The sequence below is a fragment of the Pedobacter heparinus genome, assembly GCF_032678725.1.
Classification (GTDB): Bacteria; Bacteroidota; Bacteroidia; order Sphingobacteriales; family Sphingobacteriaceae; genus Pedobacter; species Pedobacter heparinus_A.
The window spans coordinates 25126-45656 of sequence record NZ_JAVTSC010000020.1 but is presented as its reverse complement, the minus strand read 5'-3'; the positions used below and the strand labels follow the sequence as shown (position 1 = coordinate 45656).

Annotated in this window: 15 protein-coding genes; 6 read left to right on the top strand and 9 right to left on the bottom strand. The window is 41.9% G+C overall.

Translation table 11 applies throughout. The features are described from left to right. Positions 1–157: 157 nt before the first annotated feature. A complete protein-coding gene (locus tag R2Q85_RS22990) occupies positions 158–1846 on the bottom strand; it encodes a sodium/sugar symporter (protein WP_316814152.1) in 1689 nt (562 codons plus the stop codon). Between the two features lie 243 nt (positions 1847–2089). On the opposite strand from R2Q85_RS22990, the gene R2Q85_RS22985 reads away from it, so the two are divergent. After that, positions 2090–3127: a LacI family DNA-binding transcriptional regulator gene (locus tag R2Q85_RS22985; RefSeq protein ID WP_316814151.1), complete on the top strand. Its 1038-nt coding sequence runs from the start codon at positions 2090–2092 to the stop codon at positions 3125–3127. Here R2Q85_RS22985 and R2Q85_RS22980 read toward each other — a convergent pair. Next, positions 3119–4792: a glycoside hydrolase 43 family protein gene (locus R2Q85_RS22980; protein WP_316814150.1), complete on the bottom strand. Its 1674-nt coding sequence runs from the start codon at positions 4790–4792 to the stop codon at positions 3119–3121. The genes R2Q85_RS22985 and R2Q85_RS22980 overlap by 9 nt on opposite strands. Before the next feature lie 12 nt (positions 4793–4804). After that, on the bottom strand, positions 4805–5821 hold the full coding sequence (locus R2Q85_RS22975) for a pectinesterase family protein (protein ID WP_316814149.1): 1017 nt from the start codon (positions 5819–5821) through the stop codon (positions 4805–4807). Between the two features lie 113 nt (positions 5822–5934). On the opposite strand from R2Q85_RS22975, the gene R2Q85_RS22970 reads away from it, so the two are divergent. Together R2Q85_RS22970 and R2Q85_RS22965 are read left to right on the top strand one after the other, a co-directional pair. After that, the gene (locus R2Q85_RS22970; protein ID WP_316814148.1) at positions 5935–6945 is read left to right on the top strand and encodes a LacI family DNA-binding transcriptional regulator; all 1011 of its coding nucleotides are present in this window, start codon (positions 5935–5937) and stop codon (positions 6943–6945) included. A 163-nt stretch (positions 6946–7108) separates the two neighbouring features. Beyond that, on the top strand, positions 7109–7831 hold the full coding sequence (locus R2Q85_RS22965; RefSeq protein ID WP_316814147.1) for a hypothetical protein: 723 nt from the start codon (positions 7109–7111) through the stop codon (positions 7829–7831). A gap of 67 nt (positions 7832–7898) precedes the next feature. On the opposite strand, the gene R2Q85_RS22960 is transcribed toward R2Q85_RS22965, so the two are convergent. The 4 genes from R2Q85_RS22960 to R2Q85_RS22945 form a co-directional block, all read right to left on the bottom strand. Beyond that, positions 7899–8354 carry a hypothetical protein gene (locus R2Q85_RS22960; RefSeq protein ID WP_316814146.1) on the bottom strand — a complete coding sequence of 152 codons (456 nt, stop codon included), beginning with the start codon at positions 8352–8354 and terminating at the stop codon, positions 7899–7901. Between the two features lie 147 nt (positions 8355–8501). Next, on the bottom strand, positions 8502–10826 hold the full coding sequence (locus R2Q85_RS22955) for an arylsulfatase (protein WP_316814145.1): 2325 nt from the start codon (positions 10824–10826) through the stop codon (positions 8502–8504). 26 nt (positions 10827–10852) lie between these two features. Then, positions 10853–12376, bottom strand: a complete 1524-nt coding sequence (locus R2Q85_RS22950; RefSeq protein WP_316814144.1) for a RagB/SusD family nutrient uptake outer membrane protein — start codon at positions 12374–12376, stop codon at positions 10853–10855. A gap of 25 nt (positions 12377–12401) precedes the next feature. Beyond that, positions 12402–15461, bottom strand: a complete 3060-nt coding sequence (locus R2Q85_RS22945) for a TonB-dependent receptor (RefSeq protein WP_316814143.1) — start codon at positions 15459–15461, stop codon at positions 12402–12404. A gap of 282 nt (positions 15462–15743) precedes the next feature. Between R2Q85_RS22945 and R2Q85_RS22940 the strand changes: the two genes are divergently transcribed. Continuing rightward, positions 15744–15986 (top strand): hypothetical protein, encoded by a 243-nt coding sequence (locus R2Q85_RS22940; protein ID WP_316814142.1) that lies wholly within the window; start codon positions 15744–15746, stop codon positions 15984–15986. A 253-nt stretch (positions 15987–16239) separates the two neighbouring features. Here the strand turns inward: R2Q85_RS22940 and R2Q85_RS22935 are convergent, their stop codons facing one another. Then, positions 16240–16632 (bottom strand): hypothetical protein, encoded by a 393-nt coding sequence (locus tag R2Q85_RS22935; RefSeq protein ID WP_316814141.1) that lies wholly within the window; start codon positions 16630–16632, stop codon positions 16240–16242. A gap of 203 nt (positions 16633–16835) precedes the next feature. Here R2Q85_RS22935 and R2Q85_RS22930 point away from each other — a divergent pair, with 203 nt between their 5' ends. Both R2Q85_RS22930 and R2Q85_RS22925 read left to right on the top strand, forming a co-directional pair. After that, entirely contained in the window at positions 16836–17330 is a 495-nt protein-coding gene (locus tag R2Q85_RS22930; RefSeq protein WP_316814140.1) for an SRPBCC domain-containing protein, read from the top strand. Positions 17331–17728: 398 nt separating this feature from the next. After that, complete coding sequence (locus R2Q85_RS22925; RefSeq protein ID WP_316814139.1) at positions 17729–19264, top strand: chloride channel protein; 1536 nt, start codon at positions 17729–17731, stop codon at positions 19262–19264. A 29-nt stretch (positions 19265–19293) separates the two neighbouring features. Here the strand turns inward: R2Q85_RS22925 and R2Q85_RS22920 are convergent, their stop codons facing one another. Continuing rightward, positions 19294–20190, bottom strand: a complete 897-nt coding sequence (locus tag R2Q85_RS22920) for a DUF4886 domain-containing protein (protein ID WP_316814138.1) — start codon at positions 20188–20190, stop codon at positions 19294–19296. Positions 20191–20531 lie beyond the last annotated feature (341 nt).

The window sequence follows — 20531 nt, the reverse complement described above, 5'->3', positions numbered from 1 at the left end:
CGGAAAATGGCGGCAAAGCAGGATACTGGAAGCCATAATCCCATATAAGGCTGCAGGAGGAAGAAAGGAAATAAAACGAAAGTCCAGGTTATTCCGGTGAAACATGGAATTAACCTGGACTTTCGTTGGATTATTGCCGGAATTGATATCAGAACGGCTACCAGTAAATGGTATACAAGGCAAGCAGCAAACCGCAAACAATGATAGCGCCAATGGCAAAACCTCTGTTGGTTTTGAACATTCCGCTATCTATTTCAAGGCCTTTGGTAACTACACCTTTGCTGGTTTCGTAAACACTGATCAGGTACATCACCACAACACAGATCACAAAAACAAAACCCATACGGTCTAAAAATGGGATTTCATACAGCATGGTACCGCCTTTCTGCTTAACCAGTTTTGAAAAGCCCGAACTGCTCAGGAATTCCAGGTTTGCCAGGAAAGGCAAAAATTTAAAAAATACTGAAAGTACAAAGCCCCCTACTGTGGCAAACAATGCCGCATTGGAAGTTGTCTTTTTCCAGAAAAAACCTAAAATAAACATGGCAAAGATACCAGGAGAGAAAAAACCTGTATACTCCTGTATAAATTGAAAACCACCTTTTTTATCTATGCCCAGCAATGGCGCAATGATGATGGCAACAAGCATGGCCAGCACAACAGTCCAGCGGCCTATAATCACCTGTTTGTCTTCGTGCGCGTCTTTATTGATCACCTTTTTATAAATATCAAGGGTAAATATGGTGGCGATGCTGTTTGCTTTACCTGCAAGTGAGGCTACAACCGCAGCTGTAAGTGCAGCAAAGGAAAGTCCTTTTAATCCTACTGGCAAAAGGTTTAACAATACCGGATAGGCTGTATCGGGCGAAACTTCACCACCCTGGGTCATGCTGGTTTTAAAATCACCATAACCCTCTTTATAAAGTACATAAGCGGCTATACCTGGCAGTACTACAATTACTGGCATCAGCAATTTAAGGAAGGCCGCAAAGAGAATTCCGGAACGGGCCGTTTTCAGGTCGGCTCCCAGGGCACGTTGGGTGATGTACTGGTTACAACCCCAGTAATTCAGGTTTACAATCCACATTCCGCCGATCAGTACAGTAAGCCCGGGCAGATCAAGGTAATTTTCATTGTCCTTTTTAAGGATCATATGAAAATGTTCCTCCGCATGTGTGGTTAATAAATTAAAGCCTTTGAGTACACCACTAGAACCAAAATGGGTAGCCACCAGATCTAATGCCAGGTAAGTAGTGGCCAGACCGCCCAGTATCAGGAAAAACACCTGGATCACATCTGTATATCCGATAACCTTCATGCCCCCCAGCGTAATGATAATGGAAAAAATGGCAAGCAGGTACATACAGGCTGTTAAGTTTATACCAGAGATACTATGTATGGCCAATGCGCCCAGGTAAAGTATAGAAGTAAGATTAACCACTACATATAATAACAACCAGAATACCGCCATGATCATAGCTACTGTTCCGTTATACCGCTGATGCAGGAACTGCGGCATGGTGTAAATCTTATTTTTAAGGTATACAGGGATGAAGAAAATGGCTACGATCAATAGGGTTGCCGCTGCCATCCACTCATAAGTTGCAATGGCCAGCCCCATTTTAAATCCGGAACCACTCATCCCTATAAATTGCTCAGCAGAGATATTAGATGCGATCAGGGAGGCACCTATTGCCCACCAGGTAAGGGAGTCCTTTGCAAGGAAAAAATCTTTCGAGTTTTCCTTATGGGCATTCTTCTGCCGATAAACCCACCAGCCATAAAAGGCTACGATGAGAAAATAAATCAGAAAAACGGCATAGTCGAGTGTTCCGAGAGTTTTCATAAATTTTGTTTATTGGTTTAAGTTTAAATATATCTATTAATCTGGCATTTTAATTTAAATTGCAACATTTCTATTTCCTGAAGCAAAAATGGATTGGAAGGTTCATCGATTATCTGGTCACGGCATTTAATTTGGTTGAGCGAAAATAAGTAAAGATTACAGGAAATGCAATCGATTGCTTAAAAATAATTTTAGCATATTTACCCATTATTATACAGGGGCTTAAAATAACAGGATACCACCATGAAACAGCCAAAAAGGGCAACGATATATGACATTGCCAAAAAGCTTAATTTAAATCCATCATCGGTTTCAAGGGCATTGAACAACAGCAGTACCATCAGTATCACCACCAGGGAGCTGATCTTAAAAACTGCTGAAGAATTGAATTATAAAGCCAATAGTATGGCTTCTAATTTGCGAAAAGGCCATAACCGTACCATTGGTGTGGTGGTACCCAGAATTAACCAGAATTTTTTTGCCAATGTCATTGCCGGTATTGAAGAGGTAACTTATCAGAAAGGCTATAACCTGATCATCTGCCAGTCGAATGAATCAGCAGCACGCGAAATCAAATGCATCAATACGCTGGTCAATCAGGATGTAAGCTGCATCATCATTTCTGTAAGTGCAGATTTTGAGGCTGATGATCATTTAAGGAACATCAAGGAACAGGGCATTTCACTGATCCAGTTTGATCGTGTAGCAGATGAGCTGGATACTTTTAAAGTTACCAATGACAATGAAAGTACTTCCCTGGCAGCAGTAGAACACTTAATAGCGGAAGGTTATCAACGCATTGCTTTTCTGGAAGGGCCTCAGAATTTAAATATTTTCAGACAGCGTAAAGCGGGTTACCTGAAGGCGCTGCGTAAAAATGGCATGCCTGTAATTCCTGAACTGATTGTTGAAAATGCCTGGACAAAGGAACTAGGAGCTGTGGCTACAAAAAATCTGCTCGAATTACCAAACCCACCTGATGCGATATTTGCCTCTACTTCCGACTTTGCCGCTCTGGGGGTATTGGCAGTAGCCAACGAAATGAACATCAGTGTACCCGGGCAATTGGGCATTTGCGGTTACTCTAATGAATCTTTTACGGAAATTACTACCCCAACACTGACCACCATTGATCAGCATAGTACCTTAATGGGCAAAACCATCGCCCAACTGTACTTCCAGGAATTGGATGTTACCACTAGGGTGGGTAAGCATAAAGTAGTGAACATTCAGCCTGAACTGATTATACGCAAATCTACTTTAAGGACAGGATCACTTTAATGTCTCTACCCGGAACCAGTCGTAATCTGCATATCCTGAATCATTGATCTGATTTTCTCTTGTGGAAAAGATGCCCATTTTAGCGCCAATCCATTTGCCTGGTGTAGCCTCAAAGCTCAGTCCAGAATCTGTAAATTTTTCTCCGTCCAGGCTATAACTAAACTTGCACCTGGCCCCATTTTGCACGGTTAACCGCAAATAGACGGTAGGTATTTTTAACCTGGTAATCAGCGTTTCCTTTTCTGCACTTCCCTTGTCGGCCTTCTCGCAGATCCCTGTAACCAGGTGCAAACCATCCTTTTTATTCCTGATGCCAATATTGGCATAGGTTAAACCCATTACGACCAGCCCCGCTTTTTCATTTTCCAGCTTCGGATTTGGGCTAAAAGTAAGCTTTGTGGTGGCCATAAATTCATCTGCAGGAAATTTTTGCAGCAATACGTTGGGCACATCCCATAAGTTTTTGGCATCAGCAGGTACTTCATGGGTATATAATTTAAGGCTGCCTTTGGCTGCATCGGCAAAAGCATAGGTAGCCAGGGGATTGGCCTGCCACTGCCATTGCAATCCTAAGCGGACATCGTTAAATTCGTCGCTTTCTACAGGGGTATTTATAGGGTAGACTTTGCCAACTGAAGGCTTTTTATAATGCATAACCGGATCTCCGTTGCCATCACCATCTGCATCCGTACCGATTACCGGCCAGTCATTTACCCATTTCATGGGCTGCAGATGTACCACCCGCCCATAAGCATCTTTATCCTGAAAATGCAGGAACCAGTCTTCACCGCTTTGTGTATTTACCCAGGCACCCTGATGGGGTCCGTTTACCGGGCTCTTGCCCTGGGCCATCACTATTTTGCGTTCGTAAGGCCCGTAAACATTTTTAGCCCGCAGTACCAGTTGCCAGCCAGTAGCCACGCCGCCTGAAGGTGCAAAAATATAGTAATAACCATTGCGTTTATAAAACTTCGGTCCCTCTATGGTTGGGTCAACTTCATGGCCATCATATACAATCGTGCCCTCATCTAAGGTTTTATCACCTGCGGCATTGAGCTGTTTTACGGCAATTATGCTTTTTATACCTGCACGGCTTCCGGCAAAGGCATAGACCAGATATACCTTTCCATCGGCATCCCAAAGCGGACAGGGATCTATCAGGCCTTTGCCTGGGGCAACCAATACCGGTTCAGTCCAGGGACCGCTGATCGATTTAGCTTTAGTAAGGTAAATGCCAAAATCCGGATCAGGGTAATAAATATAAAACTCATCCTTAGTGTAACGGATAGCAGGAGCCCATACCCCATTTCCATGCTGTGTTTTCTGGAAATGTTCCAGAGGCAATTGCCTTTTTAAGGCATGCCCGATAATTTTCCAGTTTACCAGATCTTTGGAGTGCAGAATGGGTAAGCCTGGAATGGCATCAAAACTGGAAGCGATCAGGTAAAAGTCATCCCCTACGCGAATGGCATCAGGATCAGAATAATCGGCATTCAGTACCGGATTTTTATAGGTGCCATCCCCCTGATCCGAAACCCATACTTTTGAAACATAGCCGGATGGGGCAGGATGGGCCGCTGCTGCCTTCTTTTGCTGGGCGAAAGAACTGCAGCTATAAAACAGGCAAATAAAAACAAAAGATAAAATTCGGAAAGAATGCTTCATAATTACTGGATCTTAAAATGCTGATGAACTGGTAACAGGTATCCAGGCATTTTTACCTGAAAATATATTTTTAAGGGTATACTGTCTGACTGCTTTGGCAGGGAGTTGCTTAGCCCAAGTTACACGTTTAGCGGGACTGCTTCCTTCACCGGTACTTTCGTACTCGGCATAAAATGCCGTTTTCTCTTTATTGGGAAACATGCCGTCGCCCGGCCAGGGGTTCCAGCCTTCTGGTGTGATATGATTACCCATTGCCGTGCGGATAAAAACAGTTTTTGCATAAGGACGCCATGGTCTGCCGAGAAAAACTTTTTTAACTTCTGCGGCAGCTGTTAGTTTACAATCAAAAAATACGTAACCATATTGCTGGCCCGGACTGGTAGCGGCGGCAGTAATATAAGAGTTGCTTAAACTGTTAATGGTGCAGCTCTGGAATACTGCAGTGGCCTCTCCAAATATAAAATCGGTAGTTCCTTCTATATAACAATCTACATAATATTGCCTGCTGTCCTGGCTTGCCGTATATAAGGTATCCTGGTTGCCCAAAAGCCTGCAATTTTTGATCACTACCCTATCGGCCTCTACGTGCAGGGCAACTCCCTGGCCGACACGACCGGCAGTATTGGCTATGGTCAGGTTCTCGGCCGTAAAATCGCTCCCCTGTACCAGTACGGTATAGGAGTTAAAAGTGCCAAATTTATCTTTCCCGTAAGCATCAGTACCAGATCTATAGCGCATTCCTGAATAATCTGCATTGGTAATAATCGTTGCTGCAGCATCCTCACCTATCAATGAAATGTGCTTTTTCCAGGAAGGGATCACCAGTTTTTCATGATAAACACCCTTTTTGATCCTGATCGTTACGGTAAGCTGCCCAAGGTCTCTGACCGAATTGACGGCTTCCTGTATGGTTTTAAAATCTCCGCTGCCATCCTGTGCTACCGTAAGTGTAGACGGATATTTTTGCCTGGCCTGAACAATAAGAGGTACAGCCAAGAAAATAAACAACATACAGCCAAAATTCTTCATATTTACTATTTGGTCTGGCAATCATACGAATTTCGGTTAAATAACATGTCGATCAAATTCATTATATTTATGCAATCGTTCTCGGAATTACTTGTCAATAACGCTTTACTGTTATGTTTGAGCCTGCTACTTTAAAAGATATCGCCATTGCATTAGGATTGTCAACTTCTACCGTTTCCAGGGCCTTAAGGGATACCTATGAAATTAGCCCTAAGACGAAAAAACTGGTACTGGAATATGCGGAGAAAATCAATTATCGTCCTAATCCTATTGCGCAGAGCTTAAAAGAGCGCAGAACCAAATCTATTGGTGTTATTGTAAGCGAGGTGGCCAACCAGTATTTTTCTCAGGCCATTAACGGGATTGAATCCATTGCTTATGATAAAGGTTATCATGTCATCATCACCCAAACGCATGAATCGTACGAAAGGGAAATGATCAATACGCAACATTTAGCTTCCAGAGGTGTGGATGGCCTGCTTGTTTCTTTATCAGCTGAAACCAAAGACACCAGTCATCTGCAGGCTTTACATGACAAGGGCCTGCCCATCGTTTTTTTTGACCGGGTGGCTAAAGAGATAGATACCCATAAAATTAGTGCAAATAATGAAAGGGGGGCCTTTGAGGCAACCGCACACCTGATCAACGCTGGCTATAGAAAAATTGCACATTTGAGCAGTTCTGCGCATTTATCGATCAGCATAGAACGCCTGCGCGGCTATACAGCTGCCCTTAACCAATATGGAATTGCCCTTAACCCTGATTATATTAAAAATTGCCCGCATGGTGGAATGTTTCAGGAAGAAACGGAAAAAGCTGTTTTAGAACTACTTAACCTTAAAGAAAAACCAGATGCCATTTTTGTCGCGGGTGACCGGTTGTCTATGGGCTGTCTCACTGTTTTTAAAGGATTAAGTGCGGATGCCCTGGACGAACTCGCCATTGCAGGGTTCAGCAATTCAGATATGTTAGATTTACTCAAATACCCACTTACTTCTGTACGACAGCCCGCATTTGAAATGGGACAGATTGCCACAACCATGCTGCTGCAACTGATAGAAAGTAAAAGACCGGTAACAGAATTTGAGAATAAGGTGATCGATACCAAACTTTTTATTCGCTGATTCTTCCTTCCGGGCTCAAATCAGATTAAACTAGGTCACATAAATTATTTAGAATAATTCTTATTAAAACTTGTAATAAAATATTAGCTTTACCACTTATTAAGATACAGTCTAAATAACAAGCCGACTATTGCTGAATTTTACTTACAAACTTTAATATAATATGATCACAAATTTAAAAATATGGGCCCTGCTCATCCTCATGACCATTGGTGTAAACAGTGCTTTTGCGCATGCTTTTTGGCTTAAAACGAATCCTTCCGGAAAAAAAGGAAAGGCACACGAAGTACAGATATTTTATGCAGAACCTGCTGAAAAACCAGAACTGCTGGACAGCAAGGAAGTGGCCAATGTAAAAAACTTCTCTGTATGGCTGTTGATACCTGGAAAAGAAAAGATCAAACTGCAAACCACTGCTGCAAAAGATCATTATAAGGCCAGTTTCACTCCTGAACAAAATGGACAATATCGCATTATCTTACAAAATGATGCCATAGACGTTTTCGAATATCCTTCAGGCTCGCTGAGAATAGAGTTTTATGCAAGTGCGCTTATACAGGTAGGAACTGAAAATGCTGTAGCTGAAACAGGTGGGTATAAACTCAATGTTTTTGCTAAAGGTGTAACTGCACACCAGCCTGTTGCTGTAGCTGTTGAACATCAGGAAATCGATCTTTCTAAAGTGGTGATCAGTATTTTTAGCCCTTCTGGCTGGAAACTGGATGTAAAACCAGATGCCAATGGAAAGGCAGAATTCACCGCCCTGGATAAAGGAACCTATTTTATTGAAGCTGTTTACAGGGCCAAAACGCCAGGCACATTGAACAATAAAGAATATAAGTCCGTTTATTATGCGGCCACAAACATACTGGATATTACTAAATAGTTAATGCTTAAATAGAAGAGGCATGCCATATCGAATGATTATGGCCTGTCTCTTTATTTTTTTTGAATTAAAACCGGAGCAAGCCAAGCATTTCGCCCTTTGGCAGCCCATTTGCGATATAATATAGGCTCAGTTTATGATTCGCATTGGCTTTTTCCAACTGCAGCAGCTCTTTTACCGATATTTCCATGCTTAAATTGGAAGTAGAGGGATTTGCAAAGCCCCATTTTTTTAATATATTTCCCTGCTCATCTTTCAACACAATACTCCTTTCAGTACCGGCCCCTTTTACATCGCAGTGCATGTAATTGATGCGCAACTGGTCTTTATCATTTGCCTTACCTAATTGCAGTACCCTTAAATTCAATGGCTGGTTTACCGACTGTTTCAGGATAAGCTTGTTATTGAGGTATACCTCGTAACTGTCCAATCCTAAATTATTGCCGAAACTAAATCCAGCGAAGCATAATGTAATCAGCGTAAATAACCTAATAAACGCAGAATAGAATGTGATGTGTTTCATGACTTTAATTTTAAGTGAAAAGATTTAATCAATTGCTCATCACAATGTTAAGGGAACCAGACAAGAAGTAGAAAATTAGTAGACGAACTGCAGGAATAATAGATTTAAAAAAGCTGGCAGATTAATCTGCCAGCTTTTTTAAATCTATTATTTATAATCAATCGTGATGTGATTTAGCTTTCCTGTAAAATTAAACGGAGCTTTGTATTGAGCTGATACCGGGGAATTCCGGTCTGCTCCTACATCAATGCCATCTTTATATATCGCAATTCTACCTTCTGCCGCAACGATTGTCCGCTCTCCTACTTTTTGGTCGTTGATATAGATCGATTCCGTTCCAGCCGGGGCATTTCTGTTTATTTTTCCATCCTTACCTTTTGCCGGCGCAATGTAATTGAACTCAAATTTCAGTTTGGACTTGCCTGAAGGCACTGAGATATTAGATTCAAGGTGCTTAACGATACTTCCTGTATTGTGGGCAACCACAAATTTGCCCTGTTTAACAAACAGGCTTAACCCATCAAATTCAGAACCTGCGGCAAAAAGCACGCCTTCATCTGCAGTTGATTTCAGTTCCACATCGGCAGTAATGGTAAAGGGATCATCCTGAAATTGTGGCCCGCTATAGGTAAGGAACTGATCAATCCCCGGATACAGGACAACCTTATTTTTCAAGCCAAAGGGACTTCTTTCTCTGCCGCCTGCACTATGTCCTATAGCACGGTCAGCCAGTGGAAATACATTGTATTTTATCGCCTCCTCATCAAATACGGCCTGCAGCTCTTTTACCTTTTCAGGAAGTTTAGCAGCCAGGTTGATGCGCTCATTAAAATCCTCGTTCAGGTTATACAACTCCCATACGTCTTTTGAAAAATCTGTACCTGGCTGATGAAAAACAGAAGCCTTCCAGCCATCTTTAACAATTGCCCTTTTGCCAAAAAGCTCATAGTATTGTACGGTATGGCGGTTGGCTGCTTTTGCATCCTTTAATGAATAAACCAGGCTGGTACCTTCAATAGGTTCCTGCTTATGTCCTTTTATGACCTCCGGAACTTTAGCGCCAACCAGCTCATAAATCGTTGGGGCAATATCTATCACATGGCCATACTGTCCACGAATGCCACCTTTGTCTAGTCCTCCTTTCGGATAATAAACGATCAAAGGCTGATGTGTGCCTCCTTCACTGTTCGGATCGGCTTTCCATAAACGGAATGGCGTATTGCTGGCTTGTGTCCAACCCGCCGGGGCATCAGAGAAAGAATGCTCAGTACCCAGTTTATCAATGTTTTTATACAGCTCGGCCACCTGCTTTTCTTCATCTAAAGCACTGATGTAACCATTTAAACTACCGTTTTGAGGGCTATGACTAGAACCATTATCACCAATACTTACCAAAATCACCGTATTTTCTGCTTGTCCGATTTCTTTAAGGTAGTTTACAATACGACCAAATTCATAATCTGCATGGGTCATGAAACCAGCATAAACCTCCATAAACCGGGCATATACCTTTTTCTGCTCAGGAGTCAGGCTGTCCCAGGCTTTAACAGTGGGGTCGCGATCTGGCAAAACTGCATTTGCCGGTATTACACCCAGTTTTTTCTGGCGGGCAAATACCTCTTCACGATACCAGTCCCAACCTTTGTCGAATTTCCCTTTATAGAGATCGCTCCATTTTTTATCAACCTGGTGTGGCGAATGAATGGCTCCCGTGGCAAAATAGAGAAAGAATGGTTTTTCCGGTGCAATTGATTTCTGATTGGAGATGTAACTGATGGCTTTATCGGCCAATAAAGTACTTAAATGCTTATTATTGGGTTCAATATCGATCACTTTAGTATCCTCATACAAATTTGGATGATACTGATCGGTATGGCCAAGCTGAAAACCATAAAAATGATCAAAACCACGGCCTACTGCCCATCTGTCAAACGGGCCATTTGCCGTTATTTCATCAAGGGGTGCTACGTGATACTTGCCTACCGCAAAACTGTTGTAATTATTTTCGTGCAACACTTCGGCAATAGTTGCCTTATCTGCGGGCATAATGGCATCATAGCCCGGATAACCGCTCGAACTATAGTTCAGGGTTCCCATATGTACCGAATGGTGATTGCGACCGGTTAGCAGTGCCGCACGGGTAGGCGAGCAAACACCCGTAGAGTGAAAATTGGTATAGCGCAGTCCGTTATTGGCCAGACTATCCAGCACCGGGGTTTCCATCAATCCGCCGAATGCGCTGGATGTGCCATAACCTGCATCATCAATTAAAAATACCACCACATTGGGGGCTCCTGCAGGGGCTGTTTTTCTTTCAGGAATATAGGGAACGGATTCTGCAACCGTACGGCCTACTTTTCCTTTAAAGTTTTTATCAGAGGTTAACTGCCCTGGCTGCTGGCCATAGGCGTTCATCAATAAGGAAGTGGCCAGAACGGCCATGCTTCCTGTTAAAAAAGATATTCTTTTCATCTGTTTATTTATTGGTTTTTGATTGTTTATTCCCATCCGGGGTTTTGGGTAAGTTTTGGATTACGATCTATTTCGCCCTGTGGTATGGCGTATAAATAATGCCTTGGGGCTACATTGGTTTTCCCCACCAGTTTCAGGTTTTTAAGCAAAATGCCCTTGCCTTCAGGACCTACACCGGTAACTTCGGTGCCGGTTTGGCGGATCAGGTCAAAAAACCTGTGGCATTCCGCTACCAGTTCCAACCTTCTGTCCAGGTATACAGAATCGCGGAACTGATCTTTTGTAAGTCCTGTTGTCAGCTCATCAAGACCGGCCCTTTTTCTGATCTTGTTTAAGGATCCGTAAGCTTTTGGAGTTGGTCCGTTCAGTTCATTTTCCGCTTCCGCATGAATTAACAATACCTCGGCAAAACGCAATACGTTCATATTGGCATCCGATTGTCCGGTTGCCGCATAATTTGGGTCCCAGTTTTTGTTGATAAATGGGACCGAATCTCCGGGAACATTGATGGTTGCATATTTTTTGCCATCTGTAGGGCTGATGTAGAAGGTAGTAAAGGACACCCTTTTCCTTTTGTCTTTATTGGAATAGAGCTTATAAAGGCTAAAAAAATTATCGTTGCCTACTTTGTAAAAAGTCAGCTGGTTACCATAGGACCCCTTTAGTCCGGGAACACCAGAACGAATATCACTGGAGGTGATCAGATGTCCGGTGCTGATGATGCTGCCTTTTATCTGGGCCGAAAAGATATGTTCTTTGCCATTTTTAAATGCTGGCAAAAATACCTGCGAGTAATCGTCAAAAAGCCCATAACCGTAGGGACCATTGATTACATCCTCAGCATATTTTACCGAATTGCCCCAATCTCTCCTGGTCAGGTATACTTTAGAAAGTAAGGCCACTGCCGCACCTTCCGCAGCACGTCCGGCATCACCCGCCGAACCATTTTTGAACAAGCCCGCAGCATCTGCAAAGTCTTTGATGATCTGTGTATAAACAGCTTCCTTAGGTGTTCTTGGCACCTGCAGCTCTGCAAGGCTCAAACGGGTCTGATCTGCCAGCAATAAAGGTACATCCCCATACAAACGGACCAGGTTAAAATAATAAAAGGCCCTTAAAAAGCTCGCTTCGCCCAATAGGCGGTTCTTTAATTTTGTGTCCATGGTTATTGCCGGAATTCTTTCCAGGGCGATATTGGCTTTGTTAATGCCTTCGTAGTGTTCCGTCCAAATCTGTTGGATGCGCAAATTGGTGGAAGCATGGGTTAACTTTGCCAGCGCCCTTACTTCGGCATTTGGCGACCCCGGACCTGCATCCAGGTCATCCGTTAAAAAATCAAGTCCGGTATAAAACAACCTGTTATAAATGGGCTGCGCACCTGTACTATTATCAACAAGCGGATAATAGATCGCGTTCACCGCCGAAACGGCATCATTTGCGGTTTTGTAAAACTCCTCCGGCGAAATAAAAGAGGTTGGCTTCTCGTCCAATTTAACACAGGCGGACAAGCCAATAAGCATTACAGCGAGGATAATATATATTTTTTGCATAGTCATAAAATCTAATTGACAGAAACTATAAGGTTAAACTGATGCCAGCCTGGATGGATCTGGCATTCGGATACGCCGCACGGTCCATTCCGGTACTGATGGAATTTTGTCCGTTGGTATTTACTTCAGGGTCAAAACCGGTATAGTTGGTCCAGGTAAGCAGGTTCGAGCCGGAAACATAAATCCTTACCGCACTCAACTTCAGTTTTGAGAGCAGGCTGTTTGGTATGGTATAGCCTATCGAAACGTTTTTCAGCCGCACAAAAGAGCCATCCTCAACAAAGCGGTCGGAGATCGTTACCGCCGGATTTTCTATGGCTTTATGCACATCGGTAATTGTATTTGCTGGTGTCCATCGATTCAGTAATGTTGCAACAGCACCGGTATAACCCGTACCCGTTTCCAGGTTGGCCCGTGTCCAGTTAAAGATCTTATTGCCATACGAAGCGTTCAGGAAAATGGATACATCCACATTTTTGTATTTAAAGGTATTGGTAAAACTGCCTAGGAATTTAGGCTGTGAGCTGCCCACTATTTTCCGGTCAGCATCCTGCGTAATCGCCCCGTCTCCGTTAAGGTCTTTGTACTTCTGCAAGCCCGTAGCCGGGTCTACCCCATCCGCTTCATACATATAAAATGCCCCTACCGATTCGCCTACTTTAATGATCTGGGTAGGTAATGTGGTCGGGCTCGCAGGATCGGTTACAAAAAAATAACCGGCACCGCCCAGGTCCAATATCTTGTTCCTATTTGCTGAAAACAGGAGGTTACTGCTCCAGCTAAATTCACCAGTCAGGTTTAAAGTTTTTAGCCCCAGTTCCACTCCCCTGTTCCTAACCACACCCAGGTTTTGAAAAGCACTGGTTAAACTGGAAGAAAAAGGTACCGGGACTTCCAGTAACAGATCCGAGGTCTTCTTATAATAGATATCTGAGGTGAGCTGTATCCTGTTGGTAAACAAATCCAGGTCTATACCAAAGTTATACTGTGCTGTTTTTTCCCAGGTCAGGTCTGGGTTTGCAAAACTGCCGGTTGCCAGGCCGTTTACCAAAGTATTTCCAAATGAATAACGGTAACTGAACAATCTGGAAAGCGAACGGTAAGGATCAATTTCCTGGTTACCGGTTACCCCGGCACTGAAGCGAAGCTTTAAGGCGCTGATCTGTTTCACATTTTTCAGAAAACCTTCGTTGGATACGTTCCAGGCCACCGCCGCGGACGGAAATGTGCCCCACTTGTTGTTTTTACCAAACCTTGAAGAGCCGTCTGCACGGGCTGTCAGTGTGAGCAGATAGCGGTTATCATAACCATAGTTAAACCTGGCCAGGTAAGATTGAAGTGTCCATTCCACATTAGATGAGGATGGGATCAGCAGCACCGTTCCCGATCCGATATTGTTATACGTGAAGGCATCACTGACAAAATTTGAAGCGCCCGCTGTCACCGTTTCTGTATTCGATTTTTGCTGGGTATTTCCGATAAGTATATCCAGGCTATGTTTTTCACCAAAGGTCTTTTTGTAGTTAAGGGTATTTTCATTTAACCAATTCAAGGTAGACAATGCACCAATTGATGCCGTTCCTCCGGGTGCACTTTCATAAAGTGTGGATGGTAAATACCTGTTTTGCTTATTGTTGATGATATCTGTACCTAAAGATACTTTTGCCGTCAGCCCCTCAATGATCTGGTATTCCCCAAAGCTGTTGAACAGAAACCTTGTGGTCTTGGTTTGATTGGTCTGCAAAGCGAGGGTAGCAATGGGATTGGCTACTGTTGAGCCAAAACTGCTGTTGGCTGTATAGTTTCCATTTTCATCACGTATCGGCAGCACTGGTACCATGGACAGGATATTGGCAACAACCCCACCTGGGGCTACCACAGCACTGGTCACACTTCCGTTTAAATAAACACCGATCTTAAATTTAGTGTTCACTTCATGGTTCAGATTTAACCTTCCCGCATACCTGTCAAAACCTGTGTTGATGACCACTCCCTCCTGCTTAAAGTAGTTTCCTGAAAATAAGATACTCGTCTTTTCTGTTCCTGATGAAATCGAAAGGCTATGGTTTTGAATGGATGCTTTTCGGAAAGCGGCTGCCTGCCAATCGGTACCTTCACCCAGCTGGTTCAGTTCATCCTGGGTATAAAATGGTGCTTTACCAGCATCTTTTAGTGCATCATTTTTTAAGGAGCCCCATTGTTCGGCATTGAGCAGCTCAATTCTTTTGGCCACCTGCTGTGTGCCGTAATAACCATTATAGTTAATTGAAAAATTATTTTTGGTACCGCGTTTTGTGGTAATCAAAATTACCCCATTCGCACCTCTTGAACCATAAATCGCCGTAGCAGATGCATCTTTAAGCACATCAATTGATTCAATATCCCCAGGATTGATTCCTGAAAGCGGATTGATGGCAGGGCCGTTGGTAATACCTGCATCAACAGAGGCATCACCATTGTATATTGGGAAACCGTCAATTACATATAGCGGTTCATTACCTGCATTGATAGAAGTTCCGCCCCTTACACGGATAGAAACTCCACCACCCGGCTGACCGCTGGATTGGGTAACCTGGGCACCAGCCACTGCACCTTGTATCAGTCTGTCAGGGGAAGAAACAGGCAACCCTTTTAATTCTGTGGGAACAGAAGAAAGCGAACCTGTAAAATCACTTTTTTTCTGCGTGCCATATCCCACAACCACTATGCTGTTCAGGTTGTTAACCGATTCTTCCAGTTTTAGCTCGATCGGGCTGCCTTCAGCAACCACCTGTATGGTTTTGTAGCCTACAAAGCTAATGGTTAGGGTATAGGGAAATTTCTGACCGGTGACAAATTTAAAAATACCATTGTTGTCGGTTAGCGCAGCATGGGTGGTGCCATTAATGCGCACATTAACACCCGGCAGGGTTTCATTGGTTTTTGCATCCCGGATGGTACCCGTAAGAGTAGAATTAATCAGGGGTGTAGTTTGTGCCTGGATATGCTGCACAAACAGGAAGGATAAAAATATTAAACTGTAATATTTCCATGTTATTCTTTTCAAAGCAGTACCTATAGCACCAACTTCATAGAAATTTTGCATAATTTTGTTAAGGATTAAGTTGCAATTGATTCAGGTGCCAACGCCACATTGAGAACCTGTTTTGATAATTTAATGCTTAGGGAGGGACAATTGTTTCTCCCTGTTTTTTTGTCATTTTTTACAGATCATGTTTTATATTTTAGTTAATTATTAAACTTTTGTTATTTATCTTTCACACACCTGAATCCCAGATGTTCAAGACTGCTGTCTTCCGATGTTTTCATTCTACGCGAAACCCTGTAGCCAGAACAAGTACTGGTTTTGATACCAAACCTGTTTGGTATGCTGGCAGAACAGCAAAAGGCAACGGCAGTTTTAACCGGTGCAGGTTTTACAGCTGATTTGTTTCTTTTTTTGAAATTAAAAAACATAAAAGCTATACCGATAACCAAAAAAAAGACCGCCATCTTTTTGAAACTTGATTTCATCATGAGAAATGTACCACTGGGTAAAAACAGAATTTATATAATCGTATTTTTAATTATAGAGAGATTATTGCCTGTTACAACAACAGCAACAAGCTAGGCTGAAGGTTGCACGCGACAAATAGGAGAGCGATAAAAACCTGTTAATGAGACGACTGTTCATGTTTTTGTTAAAATATAAAGCGAAGATATAATAAATTCTATTAAATTGGTAGATAAAATAGTTTTTAATATAAAAAACTATTTCATGGGGAATGAAAAGACTTAGGGAATGACAGAACCTTGCGCGTTTTTGCTTTCTACCAGCTACTCAAAGCCAGGGTCTAAATGCAATCAAAACAGATAAAAGTAATTTAGGGTATTGTTATATTTATCCCTTCGCCCTTTATCAATTTGTTTAACAAGGTAATCAAATCGTTCAGGTTGTATTTTAACAGCGTGTAAATATTGATCCTGAAAATATCCGCATCGGTCATTTTATCTACCTCTTTAATCAGCGCCTTCAGATTGATCTGACCTTTCAATCGCCTGGCTTCTGCCAAATGGAATTCAAGAAAGTAAGCTAATCCTATTGGCTTATCGGCCCAAATCTCTGCAATTGCAGTCTGTATCCGCTCAAATTCCCCTTCCAGAAAAACAAGCTGGTCATTATCAACCTCGAAATCCAACGCCCGCTTCATGTCCATTAACAGCACACCAATACGCACCAAATAATTTTTCACCACCGGACTTTCTCTATTATCCATCTTTTTTATGCTCGTCAAAATAATTTGTTGTGCTATTTTACAATTTTTTGATGAATAAAGGGTGAAAAAGTAAGGATCTTTATAAATATAAATGTAGAGGATTTACACAACCACTACCTACTCAGGCAAATCAAATTTTTGACATCTGGCCTTTCGGAGAAAAATAATTTGCTTAAATTACATCACCAAATATTAATTTGAATATGAAGAATTTCGACTGGACACGTTATACCAAAAAGATAGCTATAAAAGCACCACTTCATTCAATTTATGCTGCCTGGACCACAGCTGAAGAATTGGAGCGGTGGTTTTTGGAGGAAGTAAAATTTTATGACAGGGACGGTAATTTAACAGGTAAACAGGTCCCTGCAGAAAACGATTTTACCTATAAATGGAGATGGCATCTTTATGATGATATCATGAAGGGTAAAATATTAGAAGCCAACGGAAAGGACTTTTTCCAATTTACTTTTGAGGGGGAATGTATTGTAGAGGTAAAGCTGACAACAGATCGTGACTATACATTGATCGAACTCACCCATAAAAACATCCCGACAGACGATGAATCTAAACAGTATATCCGATTGGGTTGTGCATCAGGCTGGACCTTCTATCTGATCAATTTAAAGTCTGTTTACGAAGGTGGATTAGATTTGAGAAATAAAGATGAGCAATTACACGTTATGATCAATAATTAAAGGCCTAATCTGCTGTTACCGTATGGAAAAAATTGAAGACGAACTGAAATTTTCTATATTTAGCACAACCTTCTATCCAGAACAAAAGCGTGAGAATCAGCAACAGAAAAAAATATCATAGTTTTCTCAAATACAAAAGAGATTTTCAAAAATATAGCCTAAAAAAAGTAAGAAGTTATGAAATCATTTTACACTGGCTAAAAAGCAGGCTTAGCCGCAATCAATTTCTAATTTTATCAGGCATCCTGGTCGGTTGTACAGCTGGATTAGCAGGGGTGTTGCTAAAATCACTTGTCCACTATATAAACTATATAATTACCAGCAAAGTACATTTTGAATATCAAATTCTCTTTTATATTGTATTTCCTTTCCTGGGTATTGTTCTTACTACAAGTATCGTGCTCTCCGTATTTAAAGGCCAGGACCGCAAAGGCATTGGTGCTATATTACATGAGATCGCACGCAATTCAAGTATTGTATCATCTGTAAAGATGTATTCCCAAATTATACAAAGTGCCGTTACAGTGGGCCTGGGGGGATCGGCGGGCTTAGAAAGTCCGATTGCAGTAACAGGGTCTGCTATCGGGTCTAATTTCGCACAAACCTATAAACTGGATTACAGGGAACGCACCCTGCTGTTGGCTGCAGGCGCTACTGCAGGTATTGCTTCGGCATTTAATGCACCAATCGCAGGAATGATGTTTGCGTTTGAGATCCTTCTTACCGGGGTTGTATTTTCAGACTTTATTCCACTTGTTGTAGCGGCAGTTTGCGGGAGTTTAATTTCCAGAATTGCACTTCAGGAAGATGTGCTGTTTCGTTTTCAGGCCCGTGAGGCATTCAATTACCATAACATCATATACTACCTGTTATTAGGATTACTTACCGGATTGTATGCCCGGTATTTTGTTGTGGTTTCTCAACGGGTAGAACATTTTTTTCATAAACTAAAGTTTTCCAGGTTGCAAAAAGCTGCCATTGGTGGCCTTATTTTATCACTGCTGTGCGTACTTTTTCCACCTTTATTTGGAGAAGGATATGAAACTGTTAAATCTTTCACTAACGGAAATGCCGAAAAAATTCTTCACAATAGCTTATTCAGATATCTGGATTTTAAGGAATGGTCGGTTATCATATTTCTTGGATTGATCTGCATGCTAAAAGCTTTTGCAACCTCTGTCACCATTTTCAGTGGTGGTAACGGTGGGAACTTTGCCCCGGCATTATTTGCCGGTGGTACGCTGGGATTTTTATTTGCCACGGTCTGTTCCTACCTTGGGCTACCTGAGGTTCCAGTTACCAACCTGGTATTGGTGGGCATGGCCGGCGTAATGAGTGGGGTATTATATGCACCTTTAACAGCCATATTCTTAATTGCAGAATCCAGCTCAGGTTATGACCTGTTTATTCCACTTATGATTGTATCGGTTATTGCCTATCTCATCGCAAAATGGTTCTCCCCTGTTTCACCAGAATTGAAAAAAATGGCTGATGACGGAAAAATTTTCACCAGGGAACATGACAAAAACCTCCTTACGCTACTTCATACCCAAGACCTGATTGACAGAAACCCACAGATAGTCCAAAAAGGCGCCCCCTTAATTGACCTATTGGAAGTCATAAAAAATGGAAAGAAAAATATGTTTGCCGTTCTGGATGCTGAAAGGCATCTGGTTGGGATACTTACCCTGGATGATATGCGTCCATTTCTTTTTGCCACCGACTTACAAGCTTCGTTAGATGTATCAAAAATCATTAGACCACCAGTAGCAGTAATTCATCCCAACGATCAAATGCCTGCAATTATTAAAACTTTTGATGAGACGGGTGCATGGCACCTACCGGTTATAAATGATCGGGATGAATTTATTGGATTCATATCAAAATCAGCAGTTTTAATGAATTACAGGCAACTCCTAAAAGAGTATTCTTAATTCACGAATGTGAAATATTGCGCTGTGTTTTAATTCCTCAAAGCGGTTTCTTTCAGAAACCCGGCAAATTCATCCGATACGGATTCTGGCTTGAACTTTAATTGAGTCGGATTCCCCTTAAACAAATGGCTGTACCATACCAAACCTGCCAGGTAGCATCCGGCTTCATTTGCATGATTGGGGTCGAACTTTAACTTCTTGTCTGTTCCCCAGCTGTATCCTGCATTTATTGAGTTTTCCTGAGAAGGTAAAGCGGGATAAACTGCGTTTACATAATCAAATGCAGTATCTTTTTTAAATCCCCACTTTTTATCGGTAGCAACCTGATAAAATGCATCGCCAGATGGGATGATTGGTAAATTACCAAGGCTCTTTGCCAGGTGGTGATAGGCAGCCCTTGATTTTTCCCACATTTCCTGATTATTTTTTGCCCGTTTTTCGCCTTCTATCTTTCCCCAGTTCACAGCATCTGCACGGTAGGCCCATGTTTGATGAACAAATATCTGGGCATCTGGCTGGTAACTTTTAACCAAATCGTAAATATTTTTAGCATAGGGCTGGTACGTGGTTTCATCACCTGACAATAGAGAGTATTGCTGCATGGTAACGATATCCCATTTTTGAGATGACAACAGTTGCCTTAAAGATTTGCCTTTGTAAGCTTTACCCCTATTGGTATCTATGTCATTTACCAGAACCGAATCCCAATGACGTTTTAAAGAGCAGCCGCCCATTTCTGCCCTACCTAAAACAAGATTTACCTTCACTTCTTCAGCCATTTGAGGCAGATAACGTGAAGCATTCTGTGAAAAACTATTGCCAATCATCAATACCCTTAAAGTCTTGCCGGCCTGCTGGGCACTCAGTTGCAAACACATCGTCAATATCAGTACTACAACAAGTTTTGTTTTAATTAACATTTTCATTTTAGTCATTATAATTTTATGCTCAATGGGGATAAGACAACCTGCTGGATTATCCGGGCTAATATTACTCAATAAGTTCGAAAAAACCTATTTCGCTTAAAATTTACAAGCGGGTAAAATACAAATTCTTTCGGCATAACGCTGTTCTTATACATATCAAAAAGAATGCCCTGCTAAAGCAGGGCATTTAATAGATTAACGGTAAAAGGGATACTTGAAAACATCCATTTATCAAGCTACGAATAGGGATATTTACCGTTACATTTCAAACGTATTTAAAACCTGGCTTTCACCCAATTTTATTACGTGAAAGCAATAATATCTTACGCGAACCATTAATA